This window comes from Veillonella parvula, from assembly GCF_048309325.1.
In the GTDB taxonomy this organism is placed as follows: Bacteria; Bacillota; Negativicutes; order Veillonellales; family Veillonellaceae; genus Veillonella; species Veillonella parvula_T.
On the sequence record NZ_DBFBTX010000002.1, the window covers coordinates 235,939 to 256,145 of the forward strand.

18 protein-coding genes are annotated in these 20,207 nt (G+C 42.5%); 17 read left to right on the forward strand and 1 reads right to left on the reverse strand.

Annotated elements, in window-relative coordinates; translation table 11 throughout:
* Nucleotides 1-17 precede the first annotated feature (17 nt).
* The 10 genes from ACMKPP_RS01505 to ACMKPP_RS01550 all read left to right on the forward strand — a co-directional run bounded on the left by ACMKPP_RS01505 (nucleotide 18) and on the right by ACMKPP_RS01550 (nucleotide 10,411).
* Entirely contained in the window at nucleotides 18-1,001 is a 984-nt protein-coding gene (locus ACMKPP_RS01505; protein WP_418369200.1) for an ABC transporter substrate-binding protein, read from the forward strand.
* Entirely contained in the window at nucleotides 985-1,986 is a 1,002-nt protein-coding gene (locus ACMKPP_RS01510; RefSeq protein ID WP_418369201.1) for a FecCD family ABC transporter permease, read from the forward strand. Before ACMKPP_RS01505 ends, ACMKPP_RS01510 begins: the two co-directional genes overlap by 17 nt.
* Nucleotides 1,983-2,771 carry an ABC transporter ATP-binding protein gene (locus tag ACMKPP_RS01515; RefSeq protein WP_418369202.1) on the forward strand — a complete coding sequence of 263 codons (789 nt, stop codon included), beginning with the start codon at nucleotides 1,983-1,985 and terminating at the stop codon, nucleotides 2,769-2,771. The genes ACMKPP_RS01510 and ACMKPP_RS01515 overlap by 4 nt, the downstream gene beginning before the upstream one ends.
* Before the next feature lie 255 nt (nucleotides 2,772-3,026).
* Nucleotides 3,027-3,614 (forward strand): DedA family protein, encoded by a 588-nt coding sequence (locus ACMKPP_RS01520; RefSeq protein WP_004694680.1) that lies wholly within the window; start codon nucleotides 3,027-3,029, stop codon nucleotides 3,612-3,614.
* Nucleotides 3,615-3,625: 11 nt separating this feature from the next.
* Nucleotides 3,626-5,257, forward strand: a complete 1,632-nt coding sequence (locus tag ACMKPP_RS01525; RefSeq protein ID WP_418369203.1) for an ArnT family glycosyltransferase — start codon at nucleotides 3,626-3,628, stop codon at nucleotides 5,255-5,257.
* A gap of 320 nt (nucleotides 5,258-5,577) precedes the next feature.
* The gene (locus ACMKPP_RS01530; RefSeq protein WP_418369204.1) at nucleotides 5,578-6,531 is read left to right on the forward strand and encodes an ABC transporter substrate-binding protein; all 954 of its coding nucleotides are present in this window, start codon (nucleotides 5,578-5,580) and stop codon (nucleotides 6,529-6,531) included.
* A gap of 10 nt (nucleotides 6,532-6,541) precedes the next feature.
* Entirely contained in the window at nucleotides 6,542-7,294 is a 753-nt protein-coding gene (locus ACMKPP_RS01535) for an ABC transporter permease (protein WP_418369205.1), read from the forward strand.
* Between the two features lie 11 nt (nucleotides 7,295-7,305).
* Nucleotides 7,306-8,079 carry an ABC transporter ATP-binding protein gene (locus ACMKPP_RS01540; protein WP_418369206.1) on the forward strand — a complete coding sequence of 258 codons (774 nt, stop codon included), beginning with the start codon at nucleotides 7,306-7,308 and terminating at the stop codon, nucleotides 8,077-8,079.
* A 445-nt stretch (nucleotides 8,080-8,524) separates the two neighbouring features.
* Nucleotides 8,525-9,322: a uracil-DNA glycosylase gene (locus ACMKPP_RS01545; RefSeq protein WP_418369207.1), complete on the forward strand. Its 798-nt coding sequence runs from the start codon at nucleotides 8,525-8,527 to the stop codon at nucleotides 9,320-9,322.
* Nucleotides 9,323-9,334: 12 nt separating this feature from the next.
* Entirely contained in the window at nucleotides 9,335-10,411 is a 1,077-nt protein-coding gene (locus tag ACMKPP_RS01550; protein ID WP_418369208.1) for a DUF805 domain-containing protein, read from the forward strand.
* Nucleotides 10,412-10,573: 162 nt separating this feature from the next.
* Here the strand turns inward: ACMKPP_RS01550 and ACMKPP_RS01555 are convergent, their stop codons facing one another.
* Entirely contained in the window at nucleotides 10,574-10,762 is a 189-nt protein-coding gene (locus tag ACMKPP_RS01555) for a hypothetical protein (RefSeq protein WP_308521273.1), read from the reverse strand.
* 44 nt (nucleotides 10,763-10,806) lie between these two features.
* Here ACMKPP_RS01555 and ACMKPP_RS01560 point away from each other — a divergent pair, with 44 nt between their 5' ends.
* The 7 genes from ACMKPP_RS01560 to ACMKPP_RS01590 all read left to right on the forward strand — a co-directional run bounded on the left by ACMKPP_RS01560 (nucleotide 10,807) and on the right by ACMKPP_RS01590 (nucleotide 20,157).
* Nucleotides 10,807-12,969, forward strand: a complete 2,163-nt coding sequence (locus ACMKPP_RS01560) for a ribonuclease J (RefSeq protein WP_308521272.1) — start codon at nucleotides 10,807-10,809, stop codon at nucleotides 12,967-12,969.
* Between the two features lie 193 nt (nucleotides 12,970-13,162).
* A complete protein-coding gene (locus ACMKPP_RS01565) occupies nucleotides 13,163-14,122 on the forward strand; it encodes a DUF2232 domain-containing protein (RefSeq protein ID WP_314983674.1) in 960 nt (319 codons plus the stop codon).
* A gap of 17 nt (nucleotides 14,123-14,139) precedes the next feature.
* The gene (locus tag ACMKPP_RS01570; protein WP_418369209.1) at nucleotides 14,140-16,167 is read left to right on the forward strand and encodes a DHH family phosphoesterase; all 2,028 of its coding nucleotides are present in this window, start codon (nucleotides 14,140-14,142) and stop codon (nucleotides 16,165-16,167) included.
* On the forward strand, nucleotides 16,164-16,610 hold the full coding sequence (gene rplI, locus ACMKPP_RS01575) for a 50S ribosomal protein L9 (protein WP_004694699.1): 447 nt from the start codon (nucleotides 16,164-16,166) through the stop codon (nucleotides 16,608-16,610). Before ACMKPP_RS01570 ends, rplI begins: the two co-directional genes overlap by 4 nt.
* 69 nt (nucleotides 16,611-16,679) lie before the next feature.
* Nucleotides 16,680-18,038, forward strand: a complete 1,359-nt coding sequence (gene dnaB, locus ACMKPP_RS01580) for a replicative DNA helicase (protein ID WP_105087211.1) — start codon at nucleotides 16,680-16,682, stop codon at nucleotides 18,036-18,038.
* 463 nt (nucleotides 18,039-18,501) lie between these two features.
* Nucleotides 18,502-19,785, forward strand: a complete 1,284-nt coding sequence (locus ACMKPP_RS01585) for a Y-family DNA polymerase (protein ID WP_215676093.1) — start codon at nucleotides 18,502-18,504, stop codon at nucleotides 19,783-19,785.
* 45 nt (nucleotides 19,786-19,830) lie between these two features.
* Nucleotides 19,831-20,157: a YolD-like family protein gene (locus ACMKPP_RS01590; protein WP_118091242.1), complete on the forward strand. Its 327-nt coding sequence runs from the start codon at nucleotides 19,831-19,833 to the stop codon at nucleotides 20,155-20,157.
* Nucleotides 20,158-20,207 lie beyond the last annotated feature (50 nt).

Sequence of the window (20,207 nt, forward strand, 5' to 3'; positions counted from 1 at the left end):
CATAAGTAATCTGCGAGGTGATTATTATCAATAAGCCGTTATTATGTTTATTGGGGATTGTTGCCGTTGTGGGAGCTTTCACTACGGTTATAAGTTTTGAAGGCAAGCGAGAGATATTTAGCGAGGCAGGTGCTATTCAGATTGAAGATGATACGAAGCAAATCGTGTTGTTGCCAAGTGTAGCAAGTCGTGTAGTATCCATTTCTTCGGCGGATAGTGAATTGCTCATCACTTTAGGTGTTAGCCCCGTAGGCGTAGTAAATTCAAGGGAGTTACCGGCAGATGTGCAGGCTAAAATTGCACAGTATCCGAATATGAATAGTGCTGTATCTCCAAGCATTGAACGAATTATTATGTCCGACCCAAATCTCGTCATCGGCATTGCCATGCCGTTTCAAACGGCGTTGCGCAAAGCTTTTAATGCGAATCATATTCCTAGCTTTTACCATTTATCCTCCAATTATGATGACATCATGGACCATATTCGACATGTGGGAATCATGACCGGTCATGATAGGGAGGCAAATGCGCTGGTACGGAAATATAATGATATCTTAGAGGCAATCATACAGCGCCATAAAGATGAGTCTGCACCGCGTGTCCTCATCGTTTTTGGGACACCTACGAGTTACCAACTAGCCTCCAGTAAAACATATGTGGGAGATATTTTTCAAAGATTAGGGGCAAAAAATGTGGCTGATGTATATTTGCCGCAGGATGTATCGGAGAATGCTTTGGATGGATATATTCCGCTTAATCTGGAGACGATGGCCGTTCTTGATTGTGACAAGGTTATCTTGATTAATCATGGTAGTAGCGGGGAGAAAGATATAGCAGCTTTTAAAAAGGGTTTTAAAACGCCGGCATGGCAGAATGTACCTGCTGTTGCTAATGGGAATATAGAGGTCTTGCCAGGTCCGTTGTTTGCGTCGGTGCCGACCGCTCGAATGGATCAAGTGTTATTATATGCGGAAAAGGTGTTATATGGACAATCTCATTAATGTGCAGGAACGTCGGGGCTTACGCGTTTTTGTGGCCGCGCTGATTCTGTTAATAGCAGGTGTGTTGCTAAGTATGAAATTGGGCGCTGTTCCATTAACTTGGGGCGAACTATACCAAATCATAACGGGTAGCGACACATCGAAAATTGGTCAAATTATCATGACTATACGCTTACCACGTGTTGTAGTGGGCTTTTTAGCGGGCATGAATCTTGCCTTAGCCGGTGTGATTTTACAAGGTATCTTGCGAAATCCTTTGGCGGATCCTGGAATTATTGGCATTACCTCTGGCGGTGCTTTGGCGGCTATGATTATTATGATTCTCATGCCTACTTACGTTATGCTTGTTCCTATTGGCGCTTTTGTTGGTGCGTTAGCAGCATCGTTTCTGGTTTATGGGATTTCTTGGCAAGGTGGGCTCAATCCGTTGCGCCTTATCTTGGCCGGTGTGGCTGTAGCTGCTTTTTTCGGCGGATTTAATACGATTCTATCCGTATTTTATCCGGATCGTGTTCAAGGAACGGTGAGCTGGATGGCAGGTGGTTTTGTAGGGCGCAGCTGGGATGATGTAATGATGATCTGGCCTTATACGGCTATAGGAATTATTGGATCTATGATATCTATCAGATGGCTTACATTGCTTAGTTTAGGCGATGATACGGCGCGCACTTTAGGTGTACATGTTGAAAGATGTCGATTGTCCTTACTCGTATTAGCTTCTTTATTAGCCGCATCAGCGGTGAGCGTGTCGGGAATGTTGGGCTTTGTAGGCCTTATCGTGCCTCATGTGGCGCGTCTCATCGTAGGTGTGGATTATCGTTATTTGATTCCTACATCCATGGTTTTTGGTGGCATATTAATTGTTTATGCCGATACATTGGCGCGCATGATGATTACGCCCGGTGAAATCCCTGTAGGCGTACTGATGAGCTTTTTGGGTGCTCCATTCTTCTTGTATCTATTGAAAGGGGTGGGGCGAAGATGAGTGTGTTAACAGTCGATAATATAACGGTAGGCTATGGAAAACGATTGATACTGGAAAATCAATCCATCGTCTTTGATAAACCGGAAATAATATCTATTATCGGTCCGAATGGTTCGGGAAAATCAACGTTTTTGAAAGCTTTGGCCCGACTTATTAAGCTAAAACAAGGCATCATATCGCTGGATGAAAAATCTTTACATTCGTGGAATATAAAGGAATTAGCGCGCCATATAGCTTTGTTGCCGCAAATTACGACAGCCCCTGAAGGAATGTTAGTTGAGCAGTTGGTTCGATCCGGACGAAATCCGTATGTATCGATTTTTAAGGAACTATCTGATGCGGATTTAGCTGCTGTGGAGCAGGCGATGAAATGCACAGATGTATGGAAATATCGGTATCGTCACATAGGGGAACTATCCGGCGGTGAACGGCAACGCGTATGGCTTTCATTAAGTTTGGCTCAAGAACCAAATATTTTACTCCTCGATGAACCGACTACCTATCTCGACAGTCGTCATCAAATTGAATTGATGGAACTGGTTAAACGGACACAGCGGGAACGAAATATTATGGTCGTTATGGTGCTACATGATTTGAATCTAGCTTTGCGCTATAGTGACCGCATTATTGCCATCAAAGAGGGGGCTATCGTCGGTGATGGAGCTCCGCATATGATGATGACCGCAGAAAATCTAGCGAATTGGTTCGGCATTAAAGCGGATATTTTACAAAGTCCTCGCAGTGAAGAAACATGTCCTATTTGTGTACCGTATGGCCTTGCTTAAATAGAGGAACTTAAGTGCCATATACCTAGCTGATTGGCAGCTGTTTTTAGCGAGATGTACGCAATAGCAAAAAAAGTCCATTACGAAAATCGCATACTGTTTATACCTTAAAGAGGACCCACCTGTGGTGAGGGTCTCTTTATTATGGTAAAATATATGGTGTACCAAATGGTTGGGTGAAATTTTCACGAAAACGATGTACTGGAATTAGTACATTATAGAACCCGGATGGGGATTATTTAATGAGGTAAAACAGTGGAATATATTATTTCGTTTATGGAAACATATGGCTATACGGCCATGTTTATTGCAATGGTTCTAGAAAATGCTAACGTGCCTATTCCGAGTGAAATCGTACTTGGTTTTGCGGGGTATTTGATAGCTCAAGGCATATTTGATATGCATACGACAATGGTGGTAGGTATCTTAGCAGGGATTGTTGGTTCTATAGTATCCTACTGGATGGGTGAGCATGGTGGGCGCCCTTTATTATTGAAATATGGTAAATATATATTTTTTAATGAACATAAATTTGAACTGGCAGAAAAGATGTTTAATAAATATGGCGGTGTAGCTGTATTTTTTGGTCGACTTTTACCCGGTGTTCGTACCTTTATCTCCTTCCCAGCAGGAATGGCACGCTATCCCATGTGGCATTTCATCATCTGGACGGTACTCGGTACGATTCCTTGGACGATTTTGCTCGTTTACTTGGGCAAGGTACTTGGTGAAAATTGGCAAGACCTTATCGAGTACAATCATGAGTTCTTGATTGGTATGATCGTTGTATTTGTCATTATAGCTGCAGTACTGGGCTTTAGATACTATCGTAATCGTCGATAAGGAGACCCCTTATGAAACTCTCTCGATTAACACCAGTCGTATTTATTGTGTGGCTAGTGTTTTATATGTTTGGCAATAATATGTTGCCTGTTACAGATCCCGTTGAATCTAATTATGCGTTAACGGCAAAGGAAATGGTTCTTTCTGGTGATTGGCTATCTCCGCAGATTTATGGTACTTATTGGTACGATAAACCAATCATGATTTATTGGCTCATTGCTCTTGGCTTTAAAGTCTTTGGAATTGCTGATTGGGTGGTGCGCCTACCGAGTGCTATTTTCGGTGCTTTGTCGGTGGCGACCATGTATCAATCTACGCGTACCATGAGCGGTAAGTGGGCGCTTGGTCTCATTGGGGCATCCGTTCTAGGCACATCTCTCATGTTCTGGACCGTAGCTCATGGTGTTATTACAGATATGGTGCTCCTTTATACGACATTGATGGTCATGATTTACTCCTACAAGGGTCTGGTGGAACAGAAACCATATGCCATGATTGTAGCTTATGTATTCGCTGCGTTAGGTGTACTCACTAAAGGTCCTGTAGCCATTGTGTTGCCTGGTATGATTTTACTTGTCTTTGCAGGTATTAATCGTTCTTGGTCTATGGTGAAAGCTATCTTTGATTGGCGTGGCATTTTAGCTTTTTGTGTAGTTTGTTTGCCGTGGTATGTGTACATGTACAGTGTTCATGGTCAAGATTTTATCAATGGCTTCTTAGGGCTTCACAATGTGACTCGCGCTACTCAATCGGAACATCCGGAAGATAACGTATGGTGGTATTACCTCGCTATCTTCCTTGGCGCCTCCATGCCGTGGACAGGTGCTGTTATTTACGGCATAATCGATGGTTTCAAACAACGTCATACCGGGTTTATCTATAATATGACCTGGGGTGTTGGAATTGTGCTATTTTACACCTTGATGGCAACAAAATACCCTCTATATACCTTTGTTAGCTTAGTCCCATTTAGTGCTATCGGTGCTTTGGGCGTTATGAAGCTTATTCGCAAAGGCAAATCTAGAGCCTTAAAATGGATTATTATGGGGCCGACGTTACTTCTGTGGATTGCTTATGTGGCAGGTTCTTTCTTCGCACCATGGGGTTTTTATTGCTTGCTCTATGTCGTGGTTGCTATGGCAATATTGTTTATGTTCTATGCGTGGTATACGAGAAGAGGATATCGTTTAGTTACAATTATTGTACTTGGTACGATGGTTATATCTTCTATAGTTGTTATGGAAGGCTTAGAGCCATTTGTTAAGCAGCGTAGTAATATTGATGTTGTTCCAGTAGTGGACTCCTATGAAGGAGATGTTTATTACTATAACGGCTATAGTACGGCTGTTGTGTATTATACGGGGCATAAGGTTATCAAGATTAATGGTGATGAAAGTCGCTGGGATGATCGAGATAAATTGAAAAAACGTAGCGCTGAATGGCAGAAGAAATATCTTATGGAACAAGTAAGTGAAGAGGAATTTAATAAGACTATCGAATCTGGTAAGCCGATTATGTTAATTGTTCCAAAAGGTGAAATTAAGCACTTCCGTCAATCCTCTATTTATCCACATGTATCTGAGTTTAGTGAAGCCGGTACATCTGAAGTTTACATATTAAATAAAAAGACTTTATTCAAATAATTGTGAAAAGTTAATAAATATTAAAACAGGTAGCATCCAACGGATGCTACCTGTTTTTTGTTATGTTTGTCATTCTTAATTAAATGCTTGTTTAAAGAGAATATGATTCTGTGCATATTGATATTTTTCGTACATAAATAATAACACCTACAATATTAATATGATTTATTGACATAATTAATACATATTGATATAGTAGGTTATATTAAGTTTAAAAGACGAGGTGTTCTAAAGCCTGATTTCATCTAAGGTTTAGAAAAATGCGAAAAGTGACATGAGTCATAAACGCCCCTTGTTGTGAGGTAGAAAGAGGGGACATTATGAAGAAAACTTGGTATCTAATCATGGCTATCGTGCTGTTGATAGTAAGTGGGTTGGCGTATGGTTATCATGAATACAGTAAACCGAAGACCGACCGAGAATTAAAAACTGTGCGTGTTGCGTATTTACCGATTACTCATGCGCTGCCCGTATTTGCTACGAAGGAATTGGAGACGGCAGATGGTCCCGTTCATGTAGAGCTTGTTAAATACGGTTCCTGGCCGGAACTCATGGATGCGCTCAACACCGGTAAAGTAGATGCTGCAGCCGTTCTCGTTGAACTGGGAGTAAAGGCTCGTGAACAGGGTATTGATGTGCGCGCAGCGGCATTAGGTCATACGGAAGGCAACATTATCGTTGTAAATAACGATATTAACTCTGTACAGGATCTGAAAGGCAAATCCTTTGCCATCCCTCATAAGCAATCTACACAAAAGATTCTCGTAGACCTCATGCTTGAACGGGCGGGGCTTAGTGAGAAGGATGTACAGATAGTGGAGATGAGTCCTCCTGAAATGCCGTCCGCATTATCGGTCGGTCAAATCGCTGGGTATAGCGTGGCTGAGCCTTTCGGTTCTCTTGCCATAGAAATGGGGACGGGAAAGGTCTTTGAAGACCCTGATCACTTATGGCATGACAATATCTGCTGCGCCCTCGTGTTCAACGGTCAATTCGTCGATGAACATCACGACTTGGCGAAGGCTTTCACAAAAGCCTATCTCGATGCAGGTAAATATTTAGATGAGCATCCGGAGGCGCAAAAGGAAATTGCCTTGAAATATATGAAGTTTAAGGATCCTGTTATCGAGCGTTCCTTGCAGGTGATTGGGTTTGGAGATTTGGCCCTCACCGAGGATCGTTATAATGCGCTCGTGCATCACATGACTCATGTCGATCTGATAAAAAAGGTGCCGAGTTATTCGGAGTTTGTAGATACATCGCTGTTGCCATAGGGGGTAGACCATGAAAAAATACACATATGTGCCGGGGGCGTTCATCGCGGTCTGGCTGATTTGGGAGCTGGTTGTCCGCCTCGGTGGATTTAACGAAGCCCTACTACCGACGCCGTACAAGGTGCTGCTCGGGTTTGGAGAACTTATCAGGGACGGCGTATTGTTCAAGGATATTGCGGACAGTTTGGTGCGCTTTTTCATCGGCTATATCATTTCTGTCGTAGTCGGTGTGTTCTTAGGCCTTATTTTAGGTTGGTATAGGGGCATTTGGAACTATATTAATCCTATCGTTCAGGTGCTTCGTCCTATTTCACCGGTGGCATGGTTGCCGTTTATCGTTCTGTTCTTCGGTATCGGTCAAGCGCCTGCCATCGTTATCATCTTTATCGCGGCGTTTTTCCCGGTTTTATTGTCCACGGTGTCGGCGATTCAGAATATCGATCCCGTATATATCAAGGTGGCTCGAAATTTTGGTATCAAGCAGCCGGAATTGTTATTTAAAATCGTATTGCCCGCGGTGTTTCCGGGTATTGCATCGGGACTTCACATCGCACTCGGCACGGCGTGGATATTCCTGGTGACGGGGGAAATGGTAGGCTCCCAGACGGGTCTTGGATTCCTTATCATCGATATGCGGAACAATTTGCGCAACGACCTTTTGATGGTGGCGATTCTGACGATTGGCTTTGTGGGACTTTTACTCGATTGGGGCGTGTCCCTCATCGAAAAATGGATTTATAGACGTTGGGGCATTGAGAAATAGGAGGTGGACGTATGGGTTACATTTCGGTGCACGATGCATATAAGGAATTTATGAAAGATGGAGAACCGCTCACCATCCTTGAGAATATTAATCTGGACATCGAACGAGGTGAATTTATTTGTCTCTTAGGTCCATCCGGGTCCGGTAAAAGTACGCTTTTAAATGCTATGGCAGGCTTTGAGCTCGTTACCTCGGGTTCTATTACCATTGATGGCACAGAGGTGAAAGCACCCCAACTGCGGTATGTAACGGTTTTTCAGAATTACGGACTGTTACCGTGGCGAACGGTGGAAAGCAATATTGAACTGGGCCTTGAAAGCAAGAATGTACCGAAGGAAGAGCGACCTGCTATCATCGATAAATACGTGAAAATGGTGGGGCTTGATCATGCGCGCAATCGTTATCCGGCGGAGTTGTCCGGCGGGATGCAGCAGCGTGTTTCCATTGCGCGGGCGCTGGCGGTCGATCCGGATATTATATTTATGGATGAACCACTAGGGGCCCTCGATGCGTTGACACGCATCAATTTGCAGGACGAAATCTCCCGCATCTGCCGTGAAGAGGGTAAAACGGTCGTATTTGTTACGCATGATATCGAAGAGGCTGTAGTCCTTGCGGATCGTGTCGTAGTGCTCGCCGCTAATCCGGGACGGGTGCAAACGATTATCCCCGTCAATCTCATCGATAGGACGGACAGGACCTCCGCATCCTTCGTCAATATTCGAAATCACATATTTGAACAATTCCAACTCGCCAAAGAAGACAAAATCGAGTTTTATATATAAATGTGATATTGTATATATTAGTAGCAATAGAAGTCTAACAAAAACTGTAGTTTCAAAAATAGTAGGATCGTTCATTACCATCAAGGCTGTTACATGAGACCTGTCGTTTTGATGGTAGAGAATCTAAAGTCGCTTTGAAATTACAGTTTTTTATATTTTGTTGCATGTGGATATTTTGAATATTAATTTCGCATCAAACTTTCAGAAATGGATGCTATTATAATATAGTAACGGCATACATTTTATGTAGTGCGTGATTATCAGATATATTATCATATATCATGATTGGATATCGTAATATATGGATTGTATTATTATGGGCTTTAGTGTATAAATACAGTATATAAAGGATTGATAATCATGATATAGTATATAAAGGATTGATAATCATGATATACAGCATTATTTATTATATGGTTCGGTAGTATAAATTGGGGGAGAGCCTATGTCCTTATTTACATCAGAGGAAGAGAAGATGCTGTCTTTTGATGAATATATGGCCTCGTTTGATGTGGATCGGGTAGCAAAAGTACAGCAGTTTGTGGACTGGCTCGGTCAATATAGGGGCGAGCTTGTTCACAATCCGTGGGGTGAGGTGAATCCTGATATTGAAATTGTGAGGTCTGATTTTGATGCGGCTCAAGTGCGTCGGAACAATTTGATGGCGTATTTGTTGCCGCGGTTGGAACGTTCCAAAATTTTTGTAGTGGCGGAGGCTGTCGGATATCAAGGAGGACGCTTTTCGGGTATTGCCATTACTTGTGAACGTATGTTGCTGGATAAACATAAAACGATTCGGGCGCATCAGATAACGCCTGTTACATTACAAAGAACCAGTTCCCCTGTGAGTTCTATGCTGAAACGGACTCAACAGGAACAGGGCTTCAACGAGCCTACGGATACGGTAGTATGGAGTGCCATCATCGAACAGGGAATTGATCCGTACGATGTGTTGCTGTGGAATATATTTCCCTTTCACCCTCATAAGACGGGCGAACCGCTCACTAATCGAACGCCGACCGAGTCCGAGCAGCAGCTGGGTTGGGAATATACGAAACGATTGTTGGCATTGCACACCGAATTCGGTGGATCGAAGCCGCTCGTGCTTGCCGTCGGTCAAAAATCGGCGGACACGATGGGGCGATTCGGTCTTTCGGCCGTCGGACTTAGACATCCGGCTAACGGTGGGGCTAATTTATACCGTGAAGGTTTTGCTAAAGCTGTAGAGAGAGTTTTGAGATAGAAGGTATTACATATGAAACGATATTGTGAATCCTGCCGTCAGTATTGTGACGAGGCGGCCATGTTCTGTCCGCATTGCGGGCAGTATACGACTGCGGTGGAGGTTGAGAGAATCGCACCGGAAGGGGATATTATCTATCCGCTGGCGCATTATCAGTTGAGTTACAAGGATACATTTCTCCATGTGGTGGGCCGCAAATTTATGAATTCAGATGGCCGTGCGTCCAGAGGGGAATTTTTGCGGTTCTTTTTGATGTGGATTTTAGTTATCACTGGAATTCTGGCCCTTTCTTATGGGCTTACGGTGGTGCTTCATACAGGTATTTATTTAATCCTGTTGGCATGGATGTTAGTGACAATCATCGGTCTTGTCTCGTTGATTCCGTTGGGCTCTCTATGCATCCGTCGCCTTCATGATACCGGTAAAAGCAGTGACCATCTGTTCTTAATCTTAATTCCTTTCATCGGACCGATTATTCTATTTGTTCTACTGTGTAAGAAAGGCGAACCGAAGGCCAATCAATATGGTGAGGCGTTGAGGAACATCATTATCGATAAACGGTTGGCATCTATTATGAAAGTATCGCCTACGAGCAGCGCTTTCACTACTCGAATTCTCGTTGCATTGCTGGTGAGTGCTATCTGTGTATGCAGTGTTTCGACTCGTTATATGGGCCCGGAAAATGAACTGGATCCGGGCGGATGGTTTACGAATATCATCGTCGGTCAAGGCAGTGATGAAGCTGCACGGGATGTTGTTCACGGTTATTTTGACGCCGTCAATGAAAAGAACTATGATAAGGCTTTCACCTATGTTACCGATCAGGCTAAGACGAATCCCGTAGAAAAGCAGAAATGGATGGAATCTATGATGTCGGCGCCGAAGGTGGTTGTCGGGTCCTTAGGCACGAGTCGTATCAGTCGTATAAATAGCATGAAACGCATCATTTACGAAGCGGATCTGCAAGTCACTAAACCCGGAGATGGCGCGGTTGAGGCTGCGCACATGACACGCTACATATCTCTCGTCGAAGAAAATGGCGAATGGCATATTGAAGGGTTTTATAAAAGTATGCCAGATGATAAATAATGAAATGCTTTGGGGCGGTTCAATTTGAGCCGCCCTTTTAAGTAGTAGTAAAATTTTATGTTACTTTTAATGAATCAAGCGTAGAACTCTTTTGCTAATATTATTTTTATGTTATAATGAGCACAACGTATGAAAGTGAGACTTTCATCAAAACAGATCGGACTATATTGCACTGCGTATCGGATAGGGACGAATACATGAGTCTTTTGCGGCTGACGTATCTGATAGTGCACTATACTCATTTGCTGCGGCAAATGGCACACAAACTAGGAACGGCAAAATTTGATAGCGCATTTTTGCGCCCATTTGACGAGACGCTAGTATAATAGCGCCTTTTTCTTTGTGTGACATTTCCTCGTGGCATAGATCAATTCAAGTGATAGGTGAGAAAAACTATGTTAAATAAATTAATGAACAAAATTTTAGGAGGAACTGTGAATACAACAGATAATCAGGTTACTGCGCAAGTGAAAGCAGAACCGACAGTAGCAAAAGACGCTACTCTTACAGCTGCGACTGAAGGCGAGCAAAAACAAACGCGTCGCCGTACAAATACACGCCGCCCTGCTGGCGAAGGTCGTACGCGCCAACAAACAGCTGGTGAAGGTGCAACACGCCAACGCCGGTCTACAAATACTCGTACAAGTGCGAATAGTGGTCGTACTAATACGACTCGCCGTACAAATACACGCCGCAATGCGGAACAAGGTGAAGGTCAAGAACGCAAAACTCGCCAAACTCGTGCACCGCGTGGTGAAAATACACGTAATGCGCGTACTAATAATGGTCGCAATGGCCAAAATGGTCAGAACCGCAATAATAACCGCCCAAATAACCGTTCTACGGGTTGGAATAATCAAGAGGAACAAGTAGAATTAGTCGGTCGTACGCCAAATGGCGCCAACAAGGGCAAATTCCAAATCATCCCACTAGGTGGCCTTGGTGAAATTGGTAAAAATATGACCATCTTCCAATACGAGGACGAAATCATCGTTCTTGATTCAGGACTTGCATTCCCTAGTGAAGATATGCTTGGCGTAGATATCGTTATTCCTGACATGAGCTATATTATCGAGAATAAAGACCGCGTGAAAGCTGTCGTAATTACTCATGGTCATGAGGACCATATCGGCTCCTTGGCGTACCTAATGAAAGAAATCAGTTGCCCAGTATATGCAACAAACCTCGTTTGCGGCTTAATTGAAGGCAAGTTTAAAGAACATAAGGTATCTCCAAAATGTCTTCGTACGATTGCCGCAGGCGATGAAGTTCAAATTGGTCAAGTGACTGTTGGTTTTATCCAAACAAATCACTCCATTCCTGACTCCTGCGCTGTATATTTTGATACACCAATCGGTACTATACTTCATACAGGGGACTTTAAAATCGACCAAACTCCAGTTGATGGCCGTTTGATGGATATGCACAAATTTGCTGAGCTTGGCAACAAAGGCGTATTAGCGCTATTATCGGACTCTACAAATGTAGAAAAACCAGGTACTACCGGCTCTGAAAGTTCCGTAGGCCCTGCGATTAAACAAGCTGTTGGAGAAGCAAAAGGCCGCGTTGTTTTGGCAACATTTGCATCCAACGTATCCCGTATCCAACAAGCTATTGATGCGGCGGTTATGTTCAACCGTAAGGTTGTAGTTATGGGCCGTAGCATGGTCAATGTTACAGAAATTGCCCAAGAGCGCGGATACTTGAATATTCCACCAAATACAATCATCGACGTAGACGTAATGCACAACTACACAGATGACCAAATCATGATCTTAACAACTGGTTCTCAAGGTGAACCGATGGCAGGCTTGTCCCGTATGGCAACAAGCAACCATCGTACTGTAGAATTGGCTCCGAATGATACTGTTATCATTTCTGCTACACCAATTCCAGGCAACGAAGGTGCTGTAGGTAGAACTATCGATAACTTGCTTCGTTTAGGTTGTAATGTGGTATACGGTAAAGACCGTGGTATCCACGTATCTGGTCATGCGAGCCAAGAAGAGCTTAAAACAATGCTTAACCTTGTTCGTCCGGAATACTTTATCCCAGTTCATGGTGAGTACCGTATGTTGCGTCGTCATGGTGAACTTGGTGTGGCCATGGGCGTAGATCCTAAGAAAGTCCTTATCGGGGATAATGGTCAAATCTTTGAATTCGATAAAGATGGTGGTCGCAAAGGTGGCCGCGTACAAGCTGGCGCTATCTTCGTTGATGGCCTTGGCGTTGGTGACGTAGGTAATATCGTTATCCGTGACCGTCAACAATTGGCACAAGAAGGTATGGTTATTGTCGTTATGGCGATGGACAAAGCTTCCGGTACTATCGTAGCTGGTCCAGACCTCGTATCTCGTGGCTTTGTATACGTTCGTGACGCAGAAGAACTCATGCTTGCTGCAGAACGCCGCGTAGAACAAGTTCTTGAAGATTGCGAAATGCAACGCATCAAAGACTGGACAACAATTAAACAAAACGTACGCGATGCATTGGGTAAATTCTTCTATGATAAAACCCGTCGTCGTCCTATGATCTTGCCGATTATTCAAGATGTATAATCTTATATAATACAGAAAAGTACCGCACCTCAAGGTGTGGTACTTTTGGCATTTTGAAAGAGAAATAAAAACTACCATTAATAGCATTGCTATCGCATTCGTCTACTATATGGGGTATTTGAAGTTACCCTTTTAAACTGTTATAATTAAAAGATACCAATTAATATATCTTCTTATGTAAGAATGGTGATTTATGAATAAAACAAATACAAGAGCGATGGTGGAAACTGCATTTGTATCGACCATCGTTGCTATGTTGACTATAATTGGGGCAGTCATGCCGTTTACAGCTTTTCTAGCAACTATGGTAGCTCCAGCAGGTGTTTCTATCATTGGTATCCGTTGGGGTAGTAGATATAGCTGTACTTCCTCAATAGTAGCCTTCATGTTAGTAACACTCTTTCTTGGTCCATTAATTGCTATGTCTACAATCTTAATATATTCATTGCCGAGTATATTTTTGGGTGAAGCTTTTAGAGCAAACTGGTCTTTTAGAAAGTTAATATTAGTGCCTGCCGCTGTATTGCTTGGTATGGGCCTCTTACAATTGGTGGTTGCTAATAGTTTTGCATCTGTAGATTTTATTACCTTAGGACAAAATGTAAATAATGAGTTAAAAGAAGCTATGATTGAGTCTATACGACAACAATCGGCACCGCAAGAACAGATTGATACGATGATTCAGCAACTCAATTATTCATTTGCTCAGGCAGAACGTATGATGTTGTCATTGTGGTTCTGTGCGTGCTCTGTCATAACGTACATCATGGCTAAATTAGTATCTTATATTGGCCGTCGGACTAATACAGTTCATAGAGAATTACCGCCAATGGCTACATGGCGTATGCCAATTTGGGGTGCTGGTATTTTAGCTATAGGGATTATTATTATTTATGGATTATCCTATATTGGATATGATAATAGTTTGCTTAAAGACATCGGGATGAATATTGCTTTTGTAGGTTCTTTTATTTGCTTAATTAATGGTATTACCTGTTTAATGGCAGTTATGAAAACTTACGGAGTAAATGGGTTCTTTCAATTTTTAATTCTTTTTTTCTTATATATAATGAGTCCTTATGGTCTTGTTTTTTATGGTATTATTGATATGTTTTTAGATATGCGAGCACGTTTCGAAAAACGTAGCTCTTAATAAGAAAGGAGGCCGTTATGAAATCCTTTCAACGGAGATGGAAAGGTTTAGAAATTACCATTGTTGCCGTTCTCGTATTATTGCTATTATTGTTGGCCTATTTAAATTGGGCTATTGCGATTTTAGCATTAATCATTGTAGTAGCGGCGTATTTGGTTAATTATAATACCCTTCATAACCGGCGTCGTTTAGCAAGAGAACAGTTTAGTGCGATGATGAAAAACGTCACACAAGCTTCTAACTTTGCTTTACAAAATTTGCCAATGGGGATTGTTCTTGTTAATAAGCAAGGCACCTTGGTGTGGAATAATAGTGTTTTCGCTGACTGGGTTAAGGTGGACTGGAATAAGCTCCAAAAAATGTCTGCGTTGTTACCTGGTTTCCGTATCGATAAAATTTGGGGTAAGTCCGGATATATGACGGAAAAATATGAAAATCGATACTTCCAAATTATTTATAAATTTATCGATCCTCGGGATACGCGATCAGATATTGATAGTGAAGATGAACTTGCGGAACATGCAGTGATGGCATTGTACTTCAAGGACATTACAGACCTAGAAAAAGCCCGTATTAAAGCGGAAGAGGGACAGCCTGTATGGGGCATGATTCAAATCGATAATCTTGAAGAATTGACGAAAGGCCTCAGTGATCGTGAGTATACTAGTATTTGGACAGATATAAATAATATCATCATGGATGAAATTGACCGTTATGAAGGTTTTATTCGTAACTTCCAAGATGATATGTATACCTTTGCCATTTCTCGTGGTGCGCTTCATGAGATGGAGGAAGATGGTTTTAAAGTGCTCGAACGAATCCGCAAATTACCATCTCCTCGTCAAGTACCAGCTACGATTTCCATTGGTATTAGTGAAAATGTAGGCTCTGTGAAAGATGTATCTGGCCGTGCTCGTGCAGCCTTAGATATTGCATTAGGTCGCGGTGGTGACCAAGTGTGTATTATGGATGGTGAAAGTACGCGCTTCTTTGGCGGTAATACGGCAGGCGTTGAGAAGAATACGCGCGTTCGTGCTCGTGTTGTATCTCAAGCGATCCATGAGCTTATGATTGATTCTGATAAGATCCTTATCATGGGACATCAGCGCGAAGACTATGATGCCTTAGGTGGCATTATCGGTGTAGCTGCCATTGCTCGAGCACTTGGTAAAGACGTGCGCATTGCGCTTTCAAAAGAAACTAGCGCCATTGATAAAATGATGAATGTTCTTAACGAGTCAGAGTTCTGGCAAGAGAATATTATTACTGCAGAAGCTGCAAGAGTATGGGTAGATGCGAATACGCTCACTGTCGTGTGTGATACGCACCGTCAAGAAATGGTAGCGGCTCAAGAGGCACTTGAAATTTCTGAACGACGCATCGTTATCGACCATCACCGTCGTGCAGCAGACTTTGTGGAAAATCCATTGCTTACCTATTTGGAACCAACTGCATCGTCCACATCTGAACTCGTAACAGAGCTTGTACAATATGCAGGGGTTCCTGTGAAGCTTTCAAAAGCGGAAGCCACAGGTATCTATGCAGGTATCGTATTAGATACAAAGAACTTTATCCAACAAACTGGTGCGCGTACCTTCGAGGCAGCAGCATTCTTGCGCCGTGCAGGAGCGGATATCGACAGAGTTAAACAATTATTTATTGAAACCTTCGATTCTATCCAATTGCGTGCTAAAATGGTATTTGAAGCAAGTCGTACTGAAGGGATTGCTATTTCCGTAGCGCCTGAAGGTTTGAAGGATATGATGGCGTTGGCTGCACAAAGTGCGGACATGCTCATTAGTAATGAAGATATTGAAGCGGCTTTTGTACTATATTCCTTGAATGACGGTGGTATCGGCGTCAGCGCTCGATCCAAAGGCAAGGTAAACGTACAAGTTGTAATGGAAGCCTTGGGTGGTGGCGGTCACAGAACTGTGGCGGGTGCTCAATTACAAGGTATGACCGTAGAGGAAGCAAAGCAGGCCATCTTGGAGCATGCTCTTGATGCGCTTCATTCCGCAGAACAAGAGGAGGAACAACAATGAAAGTAGTATTGTTAGAAGACGTTAAAAAAGTTGGTAAAAAAGGCGAAATCGTTGAAGTTAGCGATGCATATGGTCGCAATGTATTGATCAAAAAAGGCCTCGGCCTTGAAGGTACAGCAACTAACGTAAATAATGCGAAACAAAAACAAGAATCCATTGCTCATAATAAAGCTGTTGCAAATGACGAAGCTAAGATCTTGGCAGCTCAATTGACTAAGGTTGAAGTAACTGTAAAAGTTCGCATGGGCGAAGAAGGCCGTGTATTCGGATCCGTTACTGCTAAAGATATTTCCGATGCTGCTAAAGCTCAATATAAAGTAGATATCGATAAAAAGAAAATCGAAATCAAAGAACCATTGAAAACATTGGGCGTACATGACGTATTAGTTCGTGTTCATCCTGAAATTACAAGTACTATCAAGGTTAATGTAGTAGCCGAATAATAGTATTCACCATGCTCTTTGAGTATGGTGAATTCTTTTATCCATAGTGGTTGTGTGAAGGGGATTATCATGGATGTACGCATTCCACCGCATAATCTAGATGCGGAAAAGGCCGTTTTGGGGGCTTTATTAACTAATGGATCCAATATGGGAGCCGTTGTAGATACGGTGACGAGTATTCTTAAATCTGAAGATTTTTACCGCGATGCACATCGTATTATTTACGATGCTATTTTAGAAATCGTGCATGCCAATAAGACGGCTGATTTTATCACCGTTGGTGAAGAACTAGACCGTCGTAAGCGCCTTGATGCAGTAGGTGGTCTTGCTTATATTACATCTCTTGCGAATGAATCGGTTTCCTACAATGTTGAGGAACATGCGAAAATCATCAGTGAGAAAGCTCAGTTGCGCCGCCTCATCGATGCAGGGAATAAAATCGTAGGCATGACGTATGCTGGCGAAGATGAGCCGACGGCCATTCTCAATAAGGCAGAGCAAATGGTGCTAGATGTAAGCGGTCAAACTCAGTCTGAATCATCCTTTGCAGCCATTGGTGAAGTGGTTTTATCTAATCTAGATAAACTCAATGCACTGCAACAGCATGATGGTGCTATTACAGGTGTGCCAACAGGCTTTAAAGATGTGGATCACATTTTCAACGGCTTACAAAAATCTGACCTCATCCTCGTAGCAGCTCGTCCTGCGATGGGGAAAACAGCTTTCACCTTGAACATCGCTCAAAACGTAACGATGTTGTACGACAAGACAGTGGCGTTCTTTTCCCTGGAAATGGGCAAGGAACAGCTCGTTGGTCGTATTTTGTCCTCCGTGGCAGGTGTGAGCTCTGAAAAATTGCGCCGTGCGAACATGGATCCTGCTGACTGGGAAAAGGTTATTGCCGCAGCGGACCGCATGAGTAAATCCAAGCTCTTTATCGATGATACGCCGGGTCTTACCGTACAAGATATGCGCTCTAAATTGCGCCGTCTCAAGGTGGAACATGGTCTCGATCTCGTTATCGTCGATTATATTCAGTTGATGCAAGGTCGAAATGCTGGTAAGGGCAGTGAAAATCGTCAACAAGAGGTGTCCGAAATCTCTCGTAATCTTAAACTGATTGCTCGTGAATTTAACGTACCGGTTATCGCTTTGTCTCAGTTGTCTCGTAGTGTTGAAAGCAGACCAGATAAACGGCCTGTACTTTCGGACCTTCGTGAATCTGGTTCCCTCGAGCAAGATGCGGATATCGTTATCTTCTTGTACCGTGATAAATATTACGATGAAAACTCTGAAAAAGGGGACAATGCAGAAGTCCTCATTCGTAAAAACCGTAACGGTTCCGTCGGTACCGTGGAACTCCAATTCGTTGGAGAATTAACACAATTTAGAGACGTAGAATTCCGAGACCTAGGGCCGGAACAATAATGAAAACTATCGTGGGGAGCCCTATATTGATGGGGCCCCGTGACATAGCTACATTTTAATTAAAAAGAAAGGACTATACTTCTTTGCTCCTCGTGACCTGATGTCGCTGCATAAGTATAGTCCTTTCTTTTTATCACTGTAGTTATGAAGGTGTCCCATCAATATAGGGGCACTAGATAGTTTTCGTTGTATTGTTGGGAGAGGAGATTATGATGGGTAGAGCCATAAAGTTTGTTTTGATCGAAATAAATAGCTAAATTTAATAGTGTGTTAAACATATAGGCATCTAACATTAGATTATATATCTAGTGTTAGGTGTTTTTTATTTTTCTATAAAATTACCTTTATAAAAACAAACATATGTTTGAAAATACTTTGTTTTTTTGTTATACTAATCATACAAATTCTTGCGTTCTTAATTTTTGTAAAAGCCAGTTTTTTAGCGGTTCAGGGAGGTGTTTGTATGGGGTCAGCTGATACGGATCGGCTGTATATGTGTATTGATTTGAAGTGTTTTTACGCGTCTGTAGAATGCGCCGATTTGGGACTGGATCCGTTTACAACGCCTCTGGTGGTGGCCGATGGTTCTCGTGGCAAGGGTGCTATTACATTGGCTATTTCTCCTGCCTTAAAAAAGTTAGGTGTTAAAAATCGCAGTCGATTATTTCAGATTCCACCGCATATTGAGTATTTGACGGTGAAGCCACATATGAAGCGGTATATGCAGGTGTCTGCTGAGATTTATGGAACCTTGCTCAAGTATGTGGCGCCCGAAGATGTACATGTGTACTCTATCGACGAGTATTTCATCGATATCACGCCCTATTTACCACTATATAAAAAGACGCCTCGTCAGTTGGCGCAGATGTTGCTTGATGCGGTGCTAGAGGCAACGAAGATTTATGCCACCGTTGGGATTGGAACGAATTTGTTTCTCGCCAAGATTGCCCTCGATATTTTGGCGAAACATGCGCCTGATTTTATAGGCTATCTTGATGAAAGTCTCTTTAAAGAGAAAATCTGGTATCATCAGCCCTTGACCGATATATGGCAGATTGGTAAAGGCATAGCTAATCGTTTGCATAAGTATGGTGCTTATGACTTACATGGTATTACTATGATTCCAGAGGCGAAGTTGTACAAGGAGTTTGGTATTAATGCAGAGCTCATCATTGACCATGCTTGGGGTCGTGAGCCTTGTACGATTGCGGATATCCATGCATATCGACCTATTAAGCACTCTATCTCGCACAGTCAGATTTTGTTGCGTAATTATACCTATGAAGAGGCATACGTGCCTATGCGCGAAATGGTAGAGTCCTTGGTATTAGAGCTTTTACAAATCAAAGGGGTCACAAATCATATTCATGTCCATATCGGCTATGCTGATGAAATGGTGCGCTCTACAGGGGGTTCTAAAAAGCTTAAGCAGTACACAGATTCTCTACAAACGTTGACGGCCTCAGTTATTAAATTATACGAGCAGCATTGCCGTAAAAATGAGCTCATCCGTCGCATAGGAATCAGCTTTGAGGATTTAGTCAATCGATCTGCCATACCTCAAGAGGTGGACCTATTTAGTACTCTTACTACAAATGCAGAGGAAAAGGAACGACAGGTACAAGAGGCTATGCTATCCATTAAGGAACAGTTTGGTAAGAATTCTATTTTGCGTGCATCGAGCTTACAAGAGGAAGGAACCATGCGCTTTAGAAATACCTTGGTAGGCGGTCATAATGGGGAATAGATATTATAATGGATACATTAGTCGCGTAAGGGGAGGTATACATTAATGAAACATCGCATGTCTCGTTTACAGCGAGCAAAACAATTTATGCCCTTTGCGGCATTGAGGGGCTTTGAAGCTTTATTAACCGCTATAGCAAGGCCAAAAGAAGATCGGGCAGAGTTGTCAGAGGATCAAATAGATGAATTAAATACAGTTTTACAATCTGTACGTTGTGGGGAGTGGGTGCGAATTGTTTACTATAACAAACGAAAATATACGGAACTTATAGGCGCTGTTGATATGATTAGTGAGCAATTACAAATTCTCTCTGTACAAGGGACTGTTATTCCTTTTAGACATATTAAAGAGCTGAACATGTATGATATGTAAATATAAATATAACGGCTTTTGCTGTGTATGGTAAATAGACTAGAGTTAAG